The organism is Halobacteriovorax sp. GFR8 (assembly GCF_050955245.1).
GTDB lineage: Bacteria > Bdellovibrionota > Bacteriovoracia > Bacteriovoracales > Bacteriovoracaceae > Halobacteriovorax_A.
The window spans coordinates 2,147,699-2,168,148 of sequence record NZ_JBPBLR010000002.1 but is presented as its reverse complement, the minus strand read 5'-3'; the positions used below and the strand labels follow the sequence as shown (position 1 = coordinate 2,168,148).

Here is a 20,450-nt window from a genome sequence, read left to right as displayed (position 1 = left end):
TCTTAACTTATTTTAAATTCTCAAATCTCGTTGTATTGGCGATAACTTTTCTATTGTTAATTTAGTTCCCGGCAACTGATTGTCGGTTTTGGAAAAATAGGGAAGAATATGAATACAGAGCAAACAGGTAAAGTTAAATTTTTTAATGAAACAAAGGGTTTTGGGTTTATTAAACCAGATAGTGGAGAAGGTGATTTATTTGTCCATATCTCAGCTATCGAAAGTGGCAATAAGTTAAATAATAACGATAAAGTAACTTATTTGCTTGGGGAAGGTAAGCGTGGACCTTGTGCAACTCAAGTTAAAAAAGTTTAATTTTTTGAGAGGGACATTTAGTGTCCCTCTACTACCTTACATGACCAATCAAACGAATGAATTCCATAGTCTGGAATCCTAACGAATGCCCAGATATTTCCATTAATTCCACCAACGACATGATCAAGTCTGATTCTAAAACTTCCTGTGGTGAACGATTCAACCTTTGCATCATATTTTGGAATATAGTTGACTTTCTTGCGGTAAGAGAATTCTCTATCTTGGTTTATGTCTTCAACAAATACCTCAATTTCATGAAAGAGTGGGCCACGTCCAAATTGAGACTGATGAATAATAGCATCTGTCACAATAGAGCTCTTATCGTAGTTTACACAGTGATATAGTGGTTGTGATTTAGCTCCGAATTTTGCAAATGATGCAGTTGAAATAAGCATTAAAATAATTAGCTTAGCACTTCTCATTACTACTCCTTTAGTCATTTATTTATTTTACTTCATAGCTAAATTTAAGGGAAATTAACTTAGCGAACTTTTTACTTATGCCGAATCGGGCTGTTAGAAGGAGTCTTCATGGAATTTTTAGAAATAATACTGTTAATAATTGCCGGTTTCATTGTGTGGAAAAAACCACAAAATCAGAAACAAGCAGAAAAATTTCTCTATAGTGCTACTTTTCTTATGTTACTTATTTGGTTTGTTGCAACTAAGTCTATGATACTTCCACCAGGAAACTATTGAGATGTCTATGACAGATAAGTCTGAGCGTTTTTACAATGTCGTAGCCTTAGCATCGATGGCCTTGATAATCTTACCTGTTGGAATTGCCTGTGTCATATTAGGCTTTGGTCTTGGTGATAATCCTTGTATTCTATGCTGGCAGGAGAGGGCCGCTCTTATGTTTGTCACATTAACGACTCTCTTTATCATGCGTTATGGGCCCAGACCAAAATATCTAGGCCTTTTAATTTTTTATTCGACTATCGGTATTTTTATGGCCCTAAGGCATACGGGAGGGCATTTCTTACGGGATATAGGTCAAGGATTTTCACTTGAAATTTTTGGACTACATACATACACTTGGGGAGTTGTTATCTTTTGGTCAATTCTTTTAATCCTCTCCTTCATTCTTTTCTTCTTTGGAAATAATCTTGTCGATAATGAAGATGGTGAAGTTCGCTACCTCAGTAAGTTTCAATCATTGGCCTTCGTCTCTTTTTTTGTCATTTTATTTTTAAATTCTATTCAAGCATTTACTCAAGTAGGGCCTCCGCCATTCATAGGACATAGTGATCCTGTGAGGTTTTCATGGACTCCAAAGAATTGGGATTGGTCAACTAAGAATTGGAATGGTCTTCTTAAGCCTTTTAGTCTTAGAGGGAATTATTCTATTGAGAGGCCCTATTTTAAACATGATGTAAGAAGAAAAATTGCCATGTTTCAAAGTGGTGATGATTTAGTAAAAGTTAAGGATGTCACTCTTCCAAGTAATATTAGGGGAGAGATTAGAGATATCGACTATCATGTTGAGTCTAAGCTTTTTGCTATTGTAACGGATAAGTTTTATCTTTATCTATTAGATGAGAATTTGGAAAATATTCTTTACTATGTCCGTATTGATCCACTCTATAGTATTGATATTAAGTCTCTTGTGGGTGTTAGCTTTATCAGTCCAAGACGTATTATGGTGATAGGTTTTAATAAATCATTCGTTATTATTCGAATTAATGACAGAGCAAAGATTGTGGATCAGTATGCGGGGTTCTTAGAAGGAACTAATGGTGTTGAAGAAAAAGGTCGTGGTCGTTTATCTAGTGTTCGATCAAAATATGCTTATATCAGATGTCTTGCCTATGATAAGAAAACTCAAGAGTTAGTGATCCTCTCAATTCCAAATGAAAAAAACAATAGAGTTATTGCCACAAGGTTTTCAATAACTGATTTTCTTTTAAATAGTGAGAAAGAGATCTTTATTGATGATAATGACTTAGGCCCTGTTGTTTCTAGTCTCAAGATTATCGATTCTGTTTTATTTGGATTGGAGCCAAATAGTAATGAAATACTTATTCTTGATAATGAATCCGCAGCATTTGTTGGTGCTATAAAATTACCGAAAGGAAATTTTAAGGCCATGGCCGTTTATGAAAATGAACAGTTCGTTCTGGTGGAAGGAAGAATCGCAACTTTCTTTTCAAAATAGTCCTTATTCAAGAGCAGCAAGAATATCATCATTCTTCGTTCGATCTTTATACTCTTTATGGATATCCTGATAGGTGATTTTTGCATTTTTTATAACAAAGACTGCTGGATGAGCGACCATATGATGAGTTTGACCTGAGTCTCCCTCAATATCAATTTTGTAAGATTGCTTATACTTTTTGACAAGCTTATCATCGAGTTTGTTGACGATATTAAAGGCCAAAAGTAGCTCGGCCTTTGGGTCTGAGACAATATCAAAAGTATACTCGTATTTTTTTTGCATTCTCTTCGCAATGATCTTTTGATCAACGCTAATGGCAACTAGCTTAGAGTTTTTATCGAGTTTTGGCATAATCTCTTTTTGAATACTTTGCAGTTGTTTCATACAATATGGACACCAAGAACCACGGTAGAATACGAGAACTGTTTTCTTATCCATATCATCGAGAATGATTTCTTTGCCTTCGATATTTTTAATTTCTAGGTTAGGGGACTTCGTACCTATACCAAGGCCTAACTCTTGGGCGAAAGTAAGAATTGAAAAAAAACTAATTAATAAAACTTTCATTATTGACCCCTTTTGCTTCTTTGGCATGGACTATATGTGTTAATTCTTATAATGTTAGGCTTGTGAAGCAGTCATTTTTTCAACTTACATTCCATGAGTTACAGCAGTTGTTGGAACAAAACGGTCTCAATGTCTCGGCCGCGAATCTTCTTTATAATTGGTATTATAAAAGAAAAAATGAATACAGCAATTCCATTACTGATATTGCCAAGGGGACTCTTTCTTTTATCGATGATAAATTTAGTTTTAATTTACCAAAGGCAGTAAAAGTTCAGCAGGCCGAAGATAAAACGGTAAAATTTCTATTTGAATTGTCTGATGGTTCTAAAGTTGAAAGTGTTCTAATTCCTTTTAATAAGAAATATTCTATCTGTCTTTCTTCACAAGTTGGCTGTGCCATGAAGTGCTCTTTTTGCTTTACTGGAACACAGGGACTAAAGAGAAATCTTTCGGCAGCAGAGATTATTGGGCAATTCTTAGCGGCCTGGCATTGGTTAAGAGAGAATCGTCCGGGTGAAGAGAGAATTCTTAATATTGTTTTTATGGGACAGGGCGAGCCTCTTCATAATTTTGATGAAGTGAAGAAGGCATGTGATATTTTTACATCTCAATATGGAACTTCTATTGGCCATCAAAAAATTACCATATCGACAAGTGGCTATATTCCGGGGTTGAAAAGATGGAAGGATGAAATTCCTGGAGTTAATCTCGCCTTATCTCTGCATTCTCCATTTGATGAAATCCGAAATGAACTAATACCAATTAATAGAAAGTATCCGCTAGAAGAAGTTCTGGACTATATCGATGGAATACCTCTTCGCCATAAACAATTTGTGACGTATGAGTATCTCATTATTAAAGAGTTAAATGATCGCCAAGAAGATGCAGTGGCCTTGGGGCAACTTCTTAAGGATCGACGAGCTTTAATTAACCTCATTCCATTCAATGAATTTCCTGGTACTCAGTACAAAAGGCCAGAGTTAGAAAGTGTCAATCAGTTCAAGCTAATTCTAGAAGAGTATAAGATTCCAACAATGGTGCGTACCACTAAGGGTGACGATGTTCTTGCCGCCTGTGGGCAACTCAATACCAAATGATCTGTAATTAGTACATCTCGATCAGGTAAATGATCTTTTAATCGATCCATATGTTCGTTATTCTATTCCTGTATTAATCAAACAAAGGTTTAATAATGGGACGTTTAGTCGATGGAAAATGGATCAATTCTTCAGTTATTACAAGTAACAAAAGTGGAGCTTATGACCGTGTACCGCGATCATTTAGAGAGACAATAAGTAGTGGCCACCCTACGTTTCAACCAGAAAGTGGGCGCTACCATCTTTATGTCAGCTACGCCTGTCCATGGGCACACCGTACGCTTATCTATCGTAAATTAAAGTCACTTGCACCTCATATTGGAGTCAGCGTTGTCTCTCCTGATATGTTAGAGATGGGGTGGAGTTTTGATAAGTCGTTTGAGGGTGCAACTGGCGATGAGTTATATGGTTTAAGTTATCTACAAGAACTCTATTTAAAGGCCGATCCTAAAGTGAGTACAACTGTAACAGTACCTGTTCTATGGGATAAGAAAACCCAAACGATTGTTAATAATGAGTCTTCTGAAATTATTCGAATATTCAACTCTGAGTTTAATGAGCTAACTGGCAATGATGAGGACTATTATCCTGAGGAATTGGCTACAAAAATTGACGAGCTAAATGATTTTATTTATCCCGATATTAATAATGGCGTTTACCGTAGTGGTTTTGCGAAAACTCAAGAAGCTTATGAAGAAGCAGTAACAAAATTGTTCACATCTCTTGATCATCTCGAAGAGACTCTTGAAGGTCAAAGGTTTTTATTAGGAGATAGATTAACAGAAGCTGACTTAAGACTAATACCTACTTTACTAAGATTTGATTGTGTTTATGTGACACATTTCAAATGCAACATTAGACGAATCAAAGATTATAAAAACCTTTCTCGCTACGTCAGAGACCTCTATTCAATTGATGCAATTAAAGAGACGACAAATATTGATCATATTAAAAGACACTACTATTACAGTCACGATGATTTAAATCCCTATCGTATTGTTGCGTTAGGGCCAAGTGAAATTTTTTAAGGATAATTAAATGAAACAAAAAGCAATTAAATATATTTTAAATCCACCGCAAAAGCATTGGGTAGGAAATGGCTTTCATGTCCATACGATGTTTCATCCTGGTTATGATATCTATTATTATACGTCTCCATTTCTCATGATGGACTTTGCAGCTCCGAAGAAATTTTCTTCAACGCAAACAAAGAGAGGAGTGGGAGAGCATCCACATCGTGGTTTTGAGACCGTTACTTTTGCCTTTGAAGGTGAGATTGAACATCGAGACTCTGCTGGAGGAGGCGGGATCATTGGAAGTGGTGATGTGCAGTGGATGACGGCCGCAAGTGGAGTTGTGCATGAGGAGTTTCATTCTCCAAAATTTGCAAAAGAAGGTGGTATCTTTGAAATGGTACAAATGTGGGTAAACCTTCCTAAGAAAGATAAGATGACTGCTCCTCGATATCAAGGCGTTAAGAATGAAAAATTTCCAGTTATTAATCCAAATAAAGGTGTTGAGTTAAAATTAGTTTCAGGAAAATATTCTGGTGAAACAGGCCCTTGTCAGACTTTTACTCCAATAAATCTTATTCAAACAAAAATGGATAAGGATTCTAACTTCTTACTTTCATTGGATGATAAAACAAACTTACTTGTTCTAGTTCGAAAAGGAAGTGTTGCAATAAATGGTAATCAAGTTAACGAACACCAATTAGTGATCTTTGAAAGGGATGGCCAAGAGGTTGAGTTATCAAGTAATGTAGGCGCAGAGCTGTTGATCTTAAATGGTGAGCCTATTGATGAGCCAGTCTTTTCACATGGGCCTTTTGTGATGAATACAAGAGAAGAGATCGTACAAGCTTTTGAAGATTATCAATCAGGAAAAATGGGACATTTAAGCTAGTGGATTTATCAGTAGAAGAAGTTGAAAAAAAAATAGGGCGTCGTGAATTTATAACTCTTATGGCCGCTCTTATGTCATTTGCTGCATTATCAATTGATGCAATGTTGCCGGCGCTTAACCTTATTGGTCAAAGCTTAGGTGTACAAAATCCTAATGATAACCAAATGATAATCTCTTTCATTTTCTTGGGAATGGGTGTTGGACAACTTTTCTTTGGCCCAATCTCCGATGCTATTGGAAGAAAGCCTGCCATGTATATTGGTATTGCGATTTTCTTTATCGGTGGACTTATCTCTTTAAACGCACAAACTTTTACAATGATGTTAGTCGGCCGTTTTACACAAGGCCTTGGAGCTGCATCCGCAAAGATTATTTCAACTGCAATGGTTAGAGATCGTTTTAGTGGGAAGCTCATGGCCAAGACGATGTCTTTGATTATGATCATCTTCGTTCTCGTTCCAGCTCTTGCTCCAACTATTGGACAAGTCATTCTAAGTTTTGGGGGATGGCGTGATATCTTTCTAATTATGCTAGTTATTGCTGTCGTTTGTCTTACTTGGTTTACCCTAAGACAAGAAGAGACACTACATGAAGAATATCGTAGGCCGCTGTCATATAAGAAGATTAAGGATGCTGCTGTTGAGACTCTTAGTCACCCCGTAACGATTAGCTACACACTTGCCTCGGGATTAGTATTTGGAGCATTCATTGGATATTTAAATACTTCTCAACAAGTTTTACAAATTAAGTACGGGCTAGGAGAGGACTTTCCACTGGCTTTTGGTGTACTAGCTTCATTTATTGGCCTTTCTTCATTTCTAAACTCTAGGCTTGTTGAAGAATTTGGTATGAAGAAGTTATGTCGCTTGGCCTTAACAACGATTTCTTTAATCGCAATTACATTCAATATTATTTTATTCTTCACTGGGGGACTTCCTCCATTCTTTCTATTTTATGGCTTCCTATTGCTAAGTCTTTTTAGCTTTGGTCTTCTCTTTGGAAACTTCATCGCCCTCGCGCTAGAGCCAATGGGCCATATTGCTGGAACTGCAAACTCTGTTGTTAGCTCTGTTCAAATTATCATTTCTGCGACAATTGGAGGTCTAATTGGGCAAATGTATAGTGGTGATGTAACGCCAATTGCAATAGGCTTCTTAGTTTGTAGTACTCTATCTCTATTTATCGTCCTTAAAGTAAAATAAATAGACGAATTAGGTGATTTTTGTTTTCATTAATAGATGTTTAAAGCATTTATTACTCTTCTATTTCTTTCTCTAAGTGCTCAGGCCTTTGTTGCTCCTTCTGAGCATATAAGAAAATCTAAATGGGATATTTCTCCCATTCAAGTTCAATTTATGTCGGCCTTCTTTGCTTTAGAGCTGATTACTTATTCTATAATTTCACCTTCCTTTGTTAAAACAGATTTTGAGGGAGGAGACTATGATTATAATGAAGACGATCTCTCCGTACCGACGTGGTTATATGAGTTGGGAAATCATGGCCCAGAGTTATTGACTGCTGGAATGTATGGTTACTATCTATTTGGTCGTGATGAATATGCGCTAGAGAAAGCATTTGTTTTTACTGAGTCACTGCTTATTTCCCAAGGGATAACTTTTGGTATTAAGTATACTGCCAATAAAGAAAGACCAGATAGCTCAAATTACCTTTCATTTCCAAGTGGTCATACAACTCATGCCTTCGCAGTAGGGATGTGGATGAGTAAGGATATCTTTAATAGTAAAAGATTTCATCGCAACTACTTGCTTGCCTCACTCCCTCTCGTTTACGCAACTTATATTGGATGGAGTCGAATCGATGCAAAGAAGCACAGCTTTCGCGATGTTTCTATGGGGGCATTCATTGGTGGTCTAACTAGCTATCTCATGTATGACTTTCACTTTGATGAAAATGGCCACTATCGCTTTAATGAAAAGAGTAAGATCGTTATTGCACCATCTCTTGATATTATCAATGAGCGCTACGCTCTAAGCTTTGGAATGATGTTATGAAGTATTTATTAGTTTATTTAATAGCATTCTCTGCTTTTGCCGTTAACCGCTTGGACTATTTGTACCGTTTTCCAAGTAAGAGCGAGAGTGTTTTAACATATTCTCTATACTGGTCACTTGATGAAATGGAGTTTGATAATAGAAGTGCAGGGCTTGAAGAGTTCTTTGAGGTTGATCGCTCGGTTCTCGTTGCGGGCCTTGAGTACCGCTATGCTTTCTCTGATAAATTCTTAGCGGCCTTTAGTACTCATGCCGAAATTGCAGACTTTGAAACTCATCTTGAAAACGAACTAGATGAAGAGACTCCAGAGGAGAGTCCTTTTGGAATTTATGATCCTGCAATTGAATTAAGATATCGCTTTATCGATAAAGATGAAGTGTTCTTTGATGTCAGTACGAAAGTTGTTTGGGGGACGACAAACTCCGCAAAGACTCCACTTAGTAGGACTGTTAGCCCATTTGATGGCCAGGACTATTATCAAATTAATGCGATAGCTGGTATTGATTTTAATACATTCTACTTAATGAGCTATGTTGGTGCTCTTTTTTACAATGGTGGAATTAATCAATTTGAATTTGGAAATGAAAACTTAAAGGCCGAGGATAGTCATCAAGTTGTTATTGGATTTCAAGGACAAATTGATCTTTCTCAATACTTCAAAGCAAGCTTAGGGATGTCCTTCTTATCTGCGGATACTTTTACTCTAACTGGGCAGTCGCAAAGAGTTAATGTTGAGAAATCAACTCAACAAAACTTTTTTCTTAAGTTTGATTATCTGAAATATGAAGATAGAATTGGAATACTAACTTTTAAAGTTAATCAAAGAATTGATCGTTATGATTTACAAGTTGATAATAGTGATCTCTATGTGGCGGACAATTCTTATTTAGATTTTATTTTTCAAGTGGAGAAGTGGTTTTAAATGAAATTCTTGCTTTGCTTTCTATTCTCTTTTCTATTTCTTTTGGGTTGTTCTGAATTTGTGATTCGAAGAAAACCGAATACTTGTCTCACGAGTAAAGAATATCCTGAAGTCTATAAAGTCATGAGACAGTGGGGATGGGATGTTTGGCTAAAAGATACCGGTATTGAAAATGCACCTACGTTTCGTTATACAAACGATTCTAAATGGAAGGAAGTTGAGTGTCCAAAAGATTAACTATTATCTCTCTTTTATTATCATTATTCTTTCTTACCAGCTGTAGTTACCGCGAAGTTATACTCAAGAAAGCACCGGATTTCCTAAGTGAAAAGATTGATGATTATCTCTCCCTTGATGACGAACAAGAAAAAGAGCTGCGTATCAAGGTAACAAATGCTTTTTTTGAGCATCATAAGGAAGTCCTTGAGTTAAAGAAGCTTGTTGAGAATTACCATGTTGAGAAAGATTCTCTTAAAGAGGTCATTGTTAAGGGATACCCTCCTTATGCCCAAATTATGAAGAAGGTTAATAAAATATCGATTGAAGTCTTATCAAACCTTAACTTTGAACAAAGGCAGAAGCTTGTAAAGAAGCGCATCGATGATCGTAAGGAATATGAAGAAAGCTATGAACAAAGAGGCGTCAAGCGTCTTGAGAATGTCTTTGGTAAGCTCTCTGTTGAACAAGTGAAGCTAGTTAATGACTTTGCAAAGGAGTATAAAAGTTCTCGAGTGGAAGGCAGTAGTTGGCATCATGACTTTATCAAGGCCTTGAATTTAAAAGATCAAAAAGCTTATCAAAAATTTTTAAAAAAGAATTTTCAAGATATTGTTTCCTTAAATGAAGTCTTAATGCAAAATAAGTCCTTCTTTAAATTCTTCAATAAATTCTCAAAGACATTGAATAAGGAGCAAATTGCTCAATTCAATAAAAAGAGAAGGGACTTGTTAAATTGGATCGATCTTTATCTTAAAATTTATCAAGCACCTATAATTCGTAGCGCACCCTAGCTACTAGCGAGTTATTACCAAAATTCAATTCTCCTCCAACTTCAGCATCAAATACATCTGATGTTTCCTCCATATCAACTTTTAACTTAAAGGCCTCGAAGCCAAGGCCAACTGAAAATCTCTTATAGAATTGATAGTCGATAAATAGGTTTGTTGCGATAATGCTTCCGGTATAATCTCCGATTTGAATATAGAAGAGATTAAACTCATTAGACAGTGTCCATTTTGGTGTAATCTTAACTTCTGATTTTAGCTGAAAAGTTGGCAAGGGTGCAATGAAGTCACTTTGAGTTTGGGTTTTTCCTGTTTCTCCAATGGCAAACTCTAAAGGCATTATATAGAAACCAACTCCTGTTGATATATTAATTCGTTCATCTAAGAAGAATGAGTAGGAGTAGGCGAGTCGGATTATATCAAAGTTTAAAAGCGTATCGACTGATGTCCCGGCACTAATGATAACTTCGTTATTATCCTTGTCCACGTATTTTATATCTTGATCCAGAACTCTTCGTGCACTACGGTGCTGTCTATACCAGCCAGTTGTGAGGGAGTGCTTTTTGTTCTTACTAAAGCGCCATTCATATTGTAAACGAAGAGATGCTTGAGTGTCATCCAGGCCTAATGTGTCCTCTGTACTTAAAATAAGTGCACCTAAAGACTTCTTTCCAACTTGGATCGTTGTGTCGAGATAAGTGTAGCCAAGGCCTAGGGAAAAACGATGGGTACTCCATTCTCCATAAGAAAATAGTGGGATGAATAAGAGTATGATGACTAAGGTTTTATACATGAAAACTCCTAAACTCCATCTTCTCAAGATAGTAGTTTAGGAGAAAGTTAATTTTAATCTATTCTGTATAGGATTTCGCTAATTTGTTTTTGATCTTCTTCTTTCGTAGGAGCATTGTTTAAAATTGTCTTTGCTTCTTCAATTTGCTCCGCAGAAGCATTAGGGTTCTCTAGTGTTTTTCGAGCATTATCTTCTCTTTCAAGTCTAAGGAGGCGCTCTTCTTTGAAGTCGATAATCTTCTTACCTTCAGATAGGACTTCATCATATGAGATTCCACCTGTTGGTCTCTGGGAAGGAGTTTGAGGTAAGAAAATATAATCTGTTCTCTTAAGCTTTAGTCTTTTACTTTGATAAACCATTGCCTTAGCAAAGGACTCAAATGCTTTTCTCGGTACGTAGTGTTCAGTATCTCTTTTTAAGATATAACGTAGTTGAGAGAGAGTCGAAGCATTAACTCCGTCCTTCGGTGCTTTGGAGCTCATTGGAAGGTAAGTTTGGTAGTCAAAGATATTGCTAATGGCAAACTCATGAGCACCTTTGATTCCTATTGTTCTCATCGTATCATTTGATGTCGTTGTACAATTATAGAAAGGTGTAATCTCAAGGCCTTCTTCAGTGCGTACACGGTGTAACTGTTCTTCAAAAATATCCCTAACCTTAAGCATATCTTCTTTAGATCGGGCATAACCAATTAGCGTGTAAGTCGGCCTATAATTAACTTGTCCTTGAATTAGGTGGCCATAGTAGCTTACAAGGTCAGTATTACTCGCTAGAACTTCTTTTTCACCTTTAAAGTAAAAATTAAAAGTTTCTCCTTTAATGGAAAGATCATTTTGAACTTGTCCCATACCAATGGCAAAGTGTCCTGCTGCGGCCCCTGGCTCATCTCCTTGGCGTCCGCTTAGAGTTACGATAAAGACATGGTCTCCTGGAGTTGCCTCATAATTATCACGGTGTCTAATTGTTCCTCTAAAAGGCATTTTAGACTGTGAGTTCTTATTCTTTGGCATCTCTTTTAAGATGTACTTAAGTGGGTTCTTATTAAATTTCTCATTTGCTGGATATGAGTTTTCACCAGCTGTAAAAAGATCTGCTGGAATAATTGCATTGATGATAAAGGTCTCATCTTTCATATGTCCTTGAGTATGAACTTTCTTATTTTCAAAGTAGTGACGAGAAATATAGTCGAATTCACTTCCATAGATTTTTTTCGAGCGGCCAAACTCCACAAGTTGGTCATCAATATAGTAGCGGCCATCCTTTGCTCTTGTGAGTGTTCCTATTCGATCCTCAAGGTCGGCCACAACTCTTGGCATCTTATCGATTGCTAGTTTGTCTCCAGAAATTTCTCCATCGAATTCAAAGACGTAGGCCGGAGAGTTTTTTAGAACCTTATCCATATACTTATGATAGCGTTGATCAAATTTAAGAGATAGGTCTTGCTCTTGTCCATCTACTTTAACTATAGCTCTTGCTTGTCCGTCTTTATCATAGAGCTTACCGCGAAAGCTTTCGGCCTTAACGTTTGCGCTTAGAATTAGAGTGGCAAGAAGTCCCAAGCAGTAGACATTTTTCATTTCTCTCTCCTAATTTAGTTTTTGATATCTATATTAAAGAGCAATGATGGTGCCAATTAAATGATGTGATTTAAGGGCCTTGGAAGAGGGAAGTGTCCAGAAGTTAAACAATAGGCCCCTTGATAGGGCCTATTATTTAAACACTTATTAAAGTTGGTTGTTGATGTAGTTACGGATCTCTGACATCGACATCATATCATCCGCATCCATACAGAACTCACCACGTGCATCAGCTACACGGATTTCATCTGCAACTTGCTCAACAGAAACCTTGTTTCCTGAAGATCTTCTATCATTTAGGTCTTCAGTAAACTCTGCAAGAGTTGATCCTGTTACTTTTGGAGATAGCTGAGCATCTTGAATTAGCTCAATCTGTCCTCTGAAGTTTCTCTTGCTATCGTCAATTACACCAGTCGCTGCTAGTGTACTAGATGAGCCGTGATAAACAGCGTGAGTTGACGACGAAAGGCCATCTTCAATGATATCAAGAGCGATTAGATCAATAATGATATTATCAGAGTCTTCAAGTAGAGCAGTACCGGCAGCAATAGTTGTTGAAGCTAGCTCAACACCACCATAGATGACAGCTACACCTGTTGTACTAAGTGCTGCTCCTGTTGCAAGAGCACTGTCTGAAGGTGCATTATTTCTTTCTTTGTAAAGCTCAAGACATGATGCTTGTGTTGAAGCTGCTAGTGAGCAAAGTAGCCCTAGGGCAATTAATGATTTTTTCATTGTTTTCTCCTTCTATAGTTGTTCTTCGATATATTTTTGAATTTCATCTACTGTCATAAGATTTTCGCTATCAAGACAGAAATCCATTCTTTCATTTGCTAATTGAATTTCACTGGCAACTTCATTTACAGAAACCCTCTTATCCACTGGACGATTATCATTGATCTTTCCTGTCATCTCGATAATGTCACCACTGATCAGTTTAGGTGCTAGTTCTGATGCTTGGATAAGTTTCAGTTGTTTTCTATAGTCACGATCTTTGATGATTCCCATTGCTGCAGATGTACTAGATGCTCCGTAGTAAAGAGAGTCAACTGTCGATGAGACACCTCCTTTAATTGATTTAGAAATCGTCAGCTCACTTAGGGCACTATCTGGATGAAGGATTCCAACGGCACTCGTTGTTGATAGGCCTAGGGCAAATTCTCCACCAGCTACAGTAACTCCTGCGATTGTTGAAGAGATACCGGCCATCGCTCCAACATCTTGGTAGTCTGGCGCACGATGATTTTCTTTATAAACTTCTAGGCATGATGCTTTAGCACTAATACCCATTAGGATTGATATAAGACATGTTAAAAGCATAATCTTTTTCATGGTTTCTCCTATTTCTTACCATCTCGAATCGAGTAGGTAGAATCTCTTTTGATGATCTAATATTTTCTTATTAACTAATAAACCTTTGTAAGGGCGAGTGATGACCTTTTTTCTTCTCTTTGTGCTGTGGTCATGCCTCCACTTTGTAATGGCCTTAAGTGACTTTTCCTTATTGATTTCTTTAATCTTAGAAAAGGCACCTTTTCCATAAAACTCTTCAAGTCCTTTAATCACATCTTGTTCACATTTAGAGTTATTGCATATTTCATAAAGTGCATTTGGAGCCTTTGTAATTCCATGAAGCTCATCAAAGGAGACGGCCTTTGTTTCTTGAATCTGAGAGGCATAGTATTTAAAAGCATCAAGATCTAGAGTTGCAATTTCATTAAGCTTTCTAAACTCATTTAAGCTAAGAGCTTTTTGAAGCTTCTTAACTTGGTCTGTGTTGATATCGTATTGCAGATAACTTTCATCTTTTAATTCAAGAATACTTGCTGCTTTATCCTTAAGCTCTCTTAGCGAGTGGATCTTAATAATAGGGTATGGGTTAATTAATGCTCTTTGAAGGTAGTCTGGAAGAGCAAGTGGGATACGCCCCTTGAACCCCATCTTTTTGTGATATGGGTAGCCAACTTGCTTTAAGAAGTTAACAAGTGCACCAGCACAATTATTAGAGAAGAATGTGTAATCTCCTAATTCGCTACTTTCTGGTAACTCATATTTAACAGGAAATACTTCTTCAACTGTCGTCTTAAAATTTGATGTTAAGTTATTTGGAACTGGAGTAAGAGCAAAGACTGATCCTGTTCCTGAACGCAGAGGAAGGATTCCGTAGTTACCTTCTCCATACTTCTTTGTTGAAAATTGATTAAGTTCTTCAAGAGTTTCTTGTAGAACTGACTTTTGTGTTTCGACACGATGGTTAGTAACTTGTTCCCACTGATTTCTTAGTTCGTTAATAATATTTTTTCTAATTTCTTCATTTGAAATAATGATATAGCGATCAAGGTCTCGTCTTTGTTTATTATTGTATTCATCCATAAACATGCGAAGACTCTTAACTTGAGGAAATACAGGATAGCCGCCAAAGATTCCTTTAAAGTAATTGAGCTTTAGGGTGTCGACATTGGCAACAAAGCTTAGAACGACGTCGTCAGCTTCTGTACCTACATTGTCCACAAAACGTAGCATGGTGTGACCAAAGCCACTTTCAATATTTGACCAAGAACTTGAAGCGATCACAAGCTCTAGGCCTATGATATTTCCATTCTCATAGCGCTCAAAAAGTCTTTTGAAAAAACGAGAGTTCTCATTAAGAAGATCTTGGTAATTTGCTCCCCAATTGATTTGATTGGCCCTTTTTTCAAGTGCTTTTTGCTTTCTACGCTCTTCCATACGTTCACGCTGCCTTTTTTCAAAGTACGATTCATCATGTCTGGCCTGAGTTGTCAGTGAGCTAAGAAGTGCCGTAAGCACTACTGAAAGTAGAGTCATCTTCTTCATATTTTCTCCGTTTAATCTGTTTCAATATAAATTGATTACAGCTATCTCACAGAGAAATTGAAAAAAAGAAGAGTGTGTAAAAATAGTGAACAGTTTCTATATAATTGAATTTACTGTATCGAGATCAAGTCCTTGCTCTTTAAATTGCTCTTTAAGATAGAGCTTCTTTGCCTGGACGCTACCTTTTTCGATAAGGCCAAAGGTCTCTCCCTTGAGCTCAACAAAGGCAAAATCACTTGAGTTTGCTTCTGAAATTGTTACCTTCTTAGGTTTAGTTCCACCAAAGGCCGCTCCCATTAAAGAGGAGGCAACAGAGGGAGACTCTTGTTGATTGGCATCTAAAATTGCTTGTGCTTTAGCAATTTTGTCCGTAGCAATTTCTTGGCTTTGAATGCCATGTTTCTTTAAAGTAAAACCGTAAGGGCAGTGAAGACAGGCCGTCTTACAACAAGAACCACGGTTTTTAAGGAATTGAGAGGTTTTCACCTCTCGTCCTTGTTCATTTGTATAGGTTAGTTTTGCTTTATCCATTATAAATTTTCGAAGCGCTCATCAAATTGAATATTGTGGTAAACCTTTAGAACGTCTTCATCACTTTCAAGTCCATCCACCATCTTCATTATAGTTAAATACGTCTCATCATCAACTTCTTTGAAGGTTTGTGGAATTTGTTCAAGTGTTGCTTCTTCTGGTGTAATTCCCATCTCTTCTAATTTCTTAGAGATCGAGCCAAAGACTTCCATTGGCCCAGTGATTGAAAAGTAGCCATCTTCGACTTCAATATCTTCCGCACCAGCATCAATCATCTCTAATGTGAACTCGTCTTCATCAAGCTCTGCAACTGGAACTTCAAATAGGGCCTTTCTTGAAAAGACATACTGAAGAGTTCCTGTTGTTCCAACTGAACCACCGGCCTTTTTAAAATGAACTCTTACATTGGCAATGGTACGAGTCGGATTATTTGTTGAGGCCTCAACGAATACTGCAACACCATTTGGCCCATAGCCTTCATAGTTGATTTCTTCGTAACCGTCGTCTTCTCCACCAAGGCCTTTCTTAATGGCACGATCGATATTATCTTTAGGAACATTATTTGCCTTACACTTATCAAGAGCAATTTTAAGGATAAAGTTTGAGCCTGGGTCGTCGCCACCTGATTTAACTGCTTTTGTTACTTCAAATAATAGCTTTGTGTAAATCTGACTTTTTGCCTTATCAAGAGCGCCTTTCTTCTTGACGATATTGGCCCATTTTCTTCCCATAGAATCCTCGTTTAAAAATAAAGTATTGTTAATAGTAGCCAGAGAGTGACTATTTGTCGAGAAAACTACTTCTTAGCGAGGTATTGCTCTGCGCGCCAAATCCCGATAAAACTCAGACCTGAGCTCATTGAGTTGACATGAGGTCCTTCAAGCAGAATTGTTGTGGGAGTTGATTTAACATCAAGTGCTTGTACCGCGTATGGTGAAGAGATAAAGCGAAACTCATAAGGTGATTGCCCAATAAATCTTCTGATTGTTGATTCATTCTCAAATGAATTGATGGCATAAATCTGATCAGCTGAAAGCTTTCCTTCCAGGACTGATTGATGAAGACGTTTCATCTCGACTTTACATGGCCCACACCAAGTGGCCCAGAAGATAGCGAGGCTTCTATTTTGTAGATCCTTACTTGGGAACTCGAGCTTCTTATTTGTGCGAAGATCCACATACTCTTTAGGAGCAAGAGTACTTCCTTCTTTTTTAAAGTTATTGAGTACAGCAGGGGCCTGCTTGTAAATAATGAACCCAACAAGAAGGATGGAGATGAAATTTGTGGCAATATTCCACTTCTTTTTCATGGCAGTAATTGTACCACGTATTGGAAGAGGCCATATTAATAAAATCCTAATATTTTTAACAGCTGTAAGCGCCCAAAACTACAGTATTCATCGACTAAGAAATAGACGCTAGTTGAGTAATGTAGTAGTTTATAGACATGAATAATGAAGAACTTGAAAAGAAATTAATCGCATTAGAAGAAAAATTTTGTCACCAAGATCATTTACTTGGCCAACTAAATGAAGTTGTCACTAAACAAGAATTCATCATTGATGAGCTTGTCGTCCATATTAGAAATCTTCTGGCCAATCAGGGAGAGGTTTCTGGTGAACAAATGACTCTTGAGAATCTCAAAGATTTCAAACCACCACATTATTAGGTAATTATGATTAAACTAGAAGTAGCATATAAGGGCCTGCGTGAATTTAAAGATCTTACGGGTCGCCCACAACAAACTCCAGGGGCACACTTTAGTCGTGTCACTCCTGAGAAGTCTCCCGCTCCTAAAGAGCTATGCTGGTCAGAGGACCTTGCTAAGGCCATGGGGATTAATGAGACTGACAAAGAGAGTTGGCTAAAGCTGCTAAGTGGTAATCAAGAAGAGTACCATACTGCTCCTGTGGCAACTCGCTACGGAGGACATCAATTTGGCCACTGGGCAGGACAATTAGGTGATGGCAGGGCCATGACTTTAGGTCTTCATAATGGACTTGAGGTTCAGCTAAAAGGCGCGGGCCTTACACCATATTCAAGAGGTGCTGATGGTAAGGCAGTTCTACGCTCGTCTCTAAGAGAGTATATTTGTTCGGAGGCCATGTTTAACTTAGGTGTTCCAACGACAAGAGCGCTATGCCTTGTTGAAACAGGTGAACAGGTCCTACGTGATATGTTCTATGATGGAAATGCTGCCTATGAAAAGGGGGCCATCTGTACTCGTGTCGCACCAAGCTTCTTGCGCTTTGGTCACTATCAGATCCATGCTGCCAATCATGAATTAGAAGAACTAACTGAGCTTGTGAACTTCACCATTGATAATTATTTTCCAGGGATGAGCATCAAGGAGATGTTTAAGGAAGTTACTCGTCGAACAGCTTTTTTAATGAGCGAGTGGATGCGTGTAGGCTTTGTTCACGGCGTGATGAATACTGATAATCTTTCGATGCTTGGACTAACAATTGATTACGGTCCTTACGGTTGGCTAGATCGCTTTGATCCGAATTGGACACCAAATACAACGGACTTCAGGGAAAGACGCTACCGCTTTATTAATCAAGTAAGCATTGCTTATTGGAATCTTGCACAACTTAAAGAAGCTCTGCAGACCGTATGCCTTGAAGGTTTAGATGAAGTTCTTGACCAATTTCCAGAATACTTTCACGGCTTTTATCAGGAGAGTGTGGCAAAGAAGCTAGGGCTTAAGACTTGTACTCGTGAATTTATCGATGAGCTATTTGATTTAAAATATGAGCTGCAAGCTGATATGACTCTCTTTTATCGAACACTTATGTCTGTGATGGAAGGCAAGGAAGTCTCGTGGCAAGATGCTTTCTATAAAGATTTAAGTGACTCTGATCTTTCTCGTATCAGTACTTGGGTCGCTAAGTGGCAACGAGAGCAGAAGCTTCAAAGAATCGATCCTATGATTGCTTTTGGAGTCATGAACGAAGCAAATCCTGTTTTTATTCCACGTAATTATATTGTGCAGATAGTTTTAGATGATTTAGAAAAAGGGGATGAGGCATCTCTAAGAAATCTTGAAAAGGCCATTGCAAATCCATACGAGTTAAATGAATTCACAAGACCTTTTCTTGTTAAGGCACCTGATTGGTCGACATCAAGGCCTGGTTGCTCGACTCTGAGTTGTTCTAGTTAATGACAAAATTGAGCAGGAGCACGCTTCCAAGTTGGTTCACATTGAGTTAGCCATTTACCGCTGTCGTAGTGAGCATAGCCAAACCACCACATAACGTGGTCACCGTTTCCTAGTGGAACTTCATCTGGATATACTTCTGGACTTTGGCCATTTACTGAATAACACCAACCATGTGCATTCATTTGAGTGTCACTTAAGACTTCCATGGCATCAATTCCAGTTGGTGTATCAAAGATAGAGTTGATTCCTCTTTGAGACCCTTTGTAAGCAATACCAAAATTATTGAGAAGATCGATCGTCGCACTTCCAACTGTAGAACCATTCTTAAGTTGCATCTCAGTTTTAAAGAGTGCACCTCTTTTACAAGGGCCAACGAATTCAAAAGTTGCGGCAAAGCTAAAAGTTGAAATAAGTGCTAAAAGTGCAAATTTGTACATAATCTCTCCTAAGTATAAGGCTTTCTAGCACCCGAGGTTTTCATTGCCATGGCACTGTGCGCAAGCATATGATTTTTTACATGAGTGATTATGTATGGGGCAGCGAAGAGACCCAGTATTTCTTCCAATTAAATCCAGAGGCCATTTTAGATGCTATTGATGCAGTCGGTTTTAAGACGACGGGGCGCTGCCTACCGTTAAATAGTATCGAAAACCGAGTCTATGAGATTGAGGTGGACCGCCCTGACTCTGAGATCAATTCCCCAAGTGACCACTTTATTGTGGCCAAGTTCTATCGTCCTGGACGTTGGACGAAGGATCAGATCATTGATGAGCATAATTTCATAAAGGATCTTGATGATGCGGAGATTCCTGTAATCGCCCCACTTGAAATTGAGGGCACAACTCTATTTGAGATGCCAGATCACAAGATTTTCTATTGCCTCTATGAAAAGAGAGGGGGCAGAAACCCTGAAGAAATGAATATCGAACAGCTTGAAATTATGGGGCGTTCTCTGGCCCGTATTCATAGTGTCGGTGCTTTAAAAAGTGCAGATCACAGAATTAAGCTGACTCCTGAGACTTATGGAGTCGCGAATTTAAAATTTCTTGCTTCCACAAATTATATACCTGTCGATATTCGCGAGCACTTCTTAACAATTTGCGAGCAAATCATCAGTGAGTCCAAACCGCTCTTTGAAAATGTAAATTATCAAAGAGTCCACGGTGACTTTCATAAGGGAAATATCATCTTAAGAGGTGATGACTCATTCTTTGTTGATTTCGACGATATGGTAATGGGCCCTGTCGTTCAAGACGTTTGGCCAATTTGCCCAGGAGATGATCAGCAGTCTGTTATCGATCGCAATATCTTTTTAGAAGCGTATGATAGTATTCGCTCATTCCCATACGAGCAACTTAAGCTGATCCCTTCACTACGTGCTCTAAGGCTAATTCACTTTAGTGCGTGGATCGCAAAACGTTGGGATGATCCTTCATTCAAATATACTTTTGGCTATTTTGAATCGCCAAATTACTGGTATGGGCAAATGAATGACTTAAGGGCCTTACTATCTAAGATAATAGAAGTTAAGAATCCATACGTTTACTAGACGAATCTTAAAAGTTGCGAGAA

The 20,450-nt window shown here is 37.8% G+C and carries 25 protein-coding genes; 14 read left to right on the top strand and 11 right to left on the bottom strand.

From position 1 onward, the window contains the following. The first annotated feature begins 108 nt into the window (after window positions 1-108). On the top strand, window positions 109-315 hold the full coding sequence (locus ACRXC1_RS10870) for a cold-shock protein (protein ID WP_392909106.1): 207 nt from the start codon (window positions 109-111) through the stop codon (window positions 313-315). 17 nt (window positions 316-332) lie between these two features. On the opposite strand, the gene ACRXC1_RS10865 is transcribed toward ACRXC1_RS10870, so the two are convergent. After that, on the bottom strand, window positions 333-755 hold the full coding sequence (locus ACRXC1_RS10865; RefSeq protein WP_433658711.1) for a hypothetical protein: 423 nt from the start codon (window positions 753-755) through the stop codon (window positions 333-335). A gap of 90 nt (window positions 756-845) precedes the next feature. Here ACRXC1_RS10865 and ACRXC1_RS10860 point away from each other — a divergent pair, with 90 nt between their 5' ends. Both ACRXC1_RS10860 and ACRXC1_RS10855 read left to right on the top strand, forming a co-directional pair. Further along, window positions 846-1,013, top strand: a complete 168-nt coding sequence (locus tag ACRXC1_RS10860) for a hypothetical protein (RefSeq protein WP_433658709.1) — start codon at window positions 846-848, stop codon at window positions 1,011-1,013. Window position 1,014: 1 nt separating this feature from the next. After that, window positions 1,015-2,472, top strand: coding sequence for a disulfide bond formation protein B (locus ACRXC1_RS10855; RefSeq protein ID WP_433658707.1), 1,458 nt, complete (start codon window positions 1,015-1,017; stop codon window positions 2,470-2,472). A 3-nt stretch (window positions 2,473-2,475) separates the two neighbouring features. Here the strand turns inward: ACRXC1_RS10855 and ACRXC1_RS10850 are convergent, their stop codons facing one another. Continuing rightward, window positions 2,476-3,039: a redoxin domain-containing protein gene (locus ACRXC1_RS10850; protein WP_433658705.1), complete on the bottom strand. Its 564-nt coding sequence runs from the start codon at window positions 3,037-3,039 to the stop codon at window positions 2,476-2,478. 62 nt (window positions 3,040-3,101) lie between these two features. Here ACRXC1_RS10850 and rlmN point away from each other — a divergent pair, with 62 nt between their 5' ends. The 8 genes from rlmN to ACRXC1_RS10810 all read left to right on the top strand — a co-directional run bounded on the left by rlmN (window position 3,102) and on the right by ACRXC1_RS10810 (window position 9,986). Next, a complete protein-coding gene (rlmN, locus tag ACRXC1_RS10845; RefSeq protein WP_393060979.1) occupies window positions 3,102-4,136 on the top strand; it encodes a 23S rRNA (adenine(2503)-C(2))-methyltransferase RlmN in 1,035 nt (344 codons plus the stop codon). 95 nt (window positions 4,137-4,231) lie between these two features. Further along, window positions 4,232-5,164: a glutathione S-transferase family protein gene (locus tag ACRXC1_RS10840; RefSeq protein ID WP_433658702.1), complete on the top strand. Its 933-nt coding sequence runs from the start codon at window positions 4,232-4,234 to the stop codon at window positions 5,162-5,164. A gap of 10 nt (window positions 5,165-5,174) precedes the next feature. Further along, window positions 5,175-6,041: a pirin family protein gene (locus ACRXC1_RS10835; protein WP_392909120.1), complete on the top strand. Its 867-nt coding sequence runs from the start codon at window positions 5,175-5,177 to the stop codon at window positions 6,039-6,041. Next, the gene (locus ACRXC1_RS10830) at window positions 6,041-7,243 is read left to right on the top strand and encodes a multidrug effflux MFS transporter (RefSeq protein WP_433658700.1); all 1,203 of its coding nucleotides are present in this window, start codon (window positions 6,041-6,043) and stop codon (window positions 7,241-7,243) included. Before ACRXC1_RS10835 ends, ACRXC1_RS10830 begins: the two co-directional genes overlap by 1 nt. Window positions 7,244-7,279: 36 nt before the next feature. Further along, window positions 7,280-8,053, top strand: a complete 774-nt coding sequence (locus tag ACRXC1_RS10825; protein WP_433658698.1) for a phosphatase PAP2 family protein — start codon at window positions 7,280-7,282, stop codon at window positions 8,051-8,053. Next, the gene (locus ACRXC1_RS10820; RefSeq protein WP_433658696.1) at window positions 8,050-8,976 is read left to right on the top strand and encodes a hypothetical protein; all 927 of its coding nucleotides are present in this window, start codon (window positions 8,050-8,052) and stop codon (window positions 8,974-8,976) included. Before ACRXC1_RS10825 ends, ACRXC1_RS10820 begins: the two co-directional genes overlap by 4 nt. Then, window positions 8,977-9,213 carry a hypothetical protein gene (locus tag ACRXC1_RS10815; protein WP_433658694.1) on the top strand — a complete coding sequence of 79 codons (237 nt, stop codon included), beginning with the start codon at window positions 8,977-8,979 and terminating at the stop codon, window positions 9,211-9,213. Beyond that, window positions 9,198-9,986, top strand: coding sequence for a hypothetical protein (locus tag ACRXC1_RS10810; RefSeq protein ID WP_433658692.1), 789 nt, complete (start codon window positions 9,198-9,200; stop codon window positions 9,984-9,986). Before ACRXC1_RS10815 ends, ACRXC1_RS10810 begins: the two co-directional genes overlap by 16 nt. Here ACRXC1_RS10810 and ACRXC1_RS10805 read toward each other — a convergent pair. The 8 genes from ACRXC1_RS10805 to ACRXC1_RS10770 all read right to left on the bottom strand — a co-directional run bounded on the left by ACRXC1_RS10805 (window position 9,964) and on the right by ACRXC1_RS10770 (window position 17,025). Next, entirely contained in the window at window positions 9,964-10,773 is an 810-nt protein-coding gene (locus ACRXC1_RS10805) for a hypothetical protein (RefSeq protein WP_433658690.1), read from the bottom strand. The two genes, ACRXC1_RS10810 and ACRXC1_RS10805, sit on opposite strands and share 23 nt — an antisense overlap. 53 nt (window positions 10,774-10,826) lie before the next feature. Further along, a complete protein-coding gene (locus tag ACRXC1_RS10800; protein ID WP_433658688.1) occupies window positions 10,827-12,350 on the bottom strand; it encodes a hypothetical protein in 1,524 nt (507 codons plus the stop codon). A gap of 147 nt (window positions 12,351-12,497) precedes the next feature. After that, on the bottom strand, window positions 12,498-13,085 hold the full coding sequence (locus tag ACRXC1_RS10795) for a hypothetical protein (RefSeq protein WP_392859719.1): 588 nt from the start codon (window positions 13,083-13,085) through the stop codon (window positions 12,498-12,500). Window positions 13,086-13,097: 12 nt separating this feature from the next. Next, the gene (locus ACRXC1_RS10790; protein ID WP_433658686.1) at window positions 13,098-13,682 is read right to left on the bottom strand and encodes a hypothetical protein; all 585 of its coding nucleotides are present in this window, start codon (window positions 13,680-13,682) and stop codon (window positions 13,098-13,100) included. Window positions 13,683-13,697: 15 nt separating this feature from the next. Next, the gene (locus ACRXC1_RS10785; protein ID WP_433658684.1) at window positions 13,698-15,185 is read right to left on the bottom strand and encodes a DUF4105 domain-containing protein; all 1,488 of its coding nucleotides are present in this window, start codon (window positions 15,183-15,185) and stop codon (window positions 13,698-13,700) included. A gap of 96 nt (window positions 15,186-15,281) precedes the next feature. After that, window positions 15,282-15,716 (bottom strand): DUF5522 domain-containing protein, encoded by a 435-nt coding sequence (locus ACRXC1_RS10780; RefSeq protein WP_433658682.1) that lies wholly within the window; start codon window positions 15,714-15,716, stop codon window positions 15,282-15,284. Next, window positions 15,716-16,447: a YebC/PmpR family DNA-binding transcriptional regulator gene (locus ACRXC1_RS10775; RefSeq protein ID WP_392909142.1), complete on the bottom strand. Its 732-nt coding sequence runs from the start codon at window positions 16,445-16,447 to the stop codon at window positions 15,716-15,718. Before ACRXC1_RS10775 ends, ACRXC1_RS10780 begins: the two co-directional genes overlap by 1 nt. 65 nt (window positions 16,448-16,512) lie before the next feature. Then, on the bottom strand, window positions 16,513-17,025 hold the full coding sequence (locus ACRXC1_RS10770; RefSeq protein WP_392909144.1) for a TlpA family protein disulfide reductase: 513 nt from the start codon (window positions 17,023-17,025) through the stop codon (window positions 16,513-16,515). Window positions 17,026-17,162: 137 nt separating this feature from the next. Here ACRXC1_RS10770 and ACRXC1_RS10765 point away from each other — a divergent pair, with 137 nt between their 5' ends. Both ACRXC1_RS10765 and ACRXC1_RS10760 read left to right on the top strand, forming a co-directional pair. Then, complete coding sequence (locus tag ACRXC1_RS10765; RefSeq protein ID WP_392909146.1) at window positions 17,163-17,384, top strand: SlyX family protein; 222 nt, start codon at window positions 17,163-17,165, stop codon at window positions 17,382-17,384. Between the two features lie 6 nt (window positions 17,385-17,390). Beyond that, the gene (locus ACRXC1_RS10760; protein ID WP_433658679.1) at window positions 17,391-18,878 is read left to right on the top strand and encodes a protein adenylyltransferase SelO; all 1,488 of its coding nucleotides are present in this window, start codon (window positions 17,391-17,393) and stop codon (window positions 18,876-18,878) included. On the opposite strand, the gene ACRXC1_RS10755 is transcribed toward ACRXC1_RS10760, so the two are convergent. Then, entirely contained in the window at window positions 18,875-19,315 is a 441-nt protein-coding gene (locus ACRXC1_RS10755) for a DUF4430 domain-containing protein (RefSeq protein ID WP_433658677.1), read from the bottom strand. The two genes, ACRXC1_RS10760 and ACRXC1_RS10755, sit on opposite strands and share 4 nt — an antisense overlap. 80 nt (window positions 19,316-19,395) lie before the next feature. Between ACRXC1_RS10755 and ACRXC1_RS10750 the strand changes: the two genes are divergently transcribed. Beyond that, window positions 19,396-20,427, top strand: coding sequence for a serine/threonine protein kinase (locus ACRXC1_RS10750; protein ID WP_433658675.1), 1,032 nt, complete (start codon window positions 19,396-19,398; stop codon window positions 20,425-20,427). Window positions 20,428-20,450 lie beyond the last annotated feature (23 nt).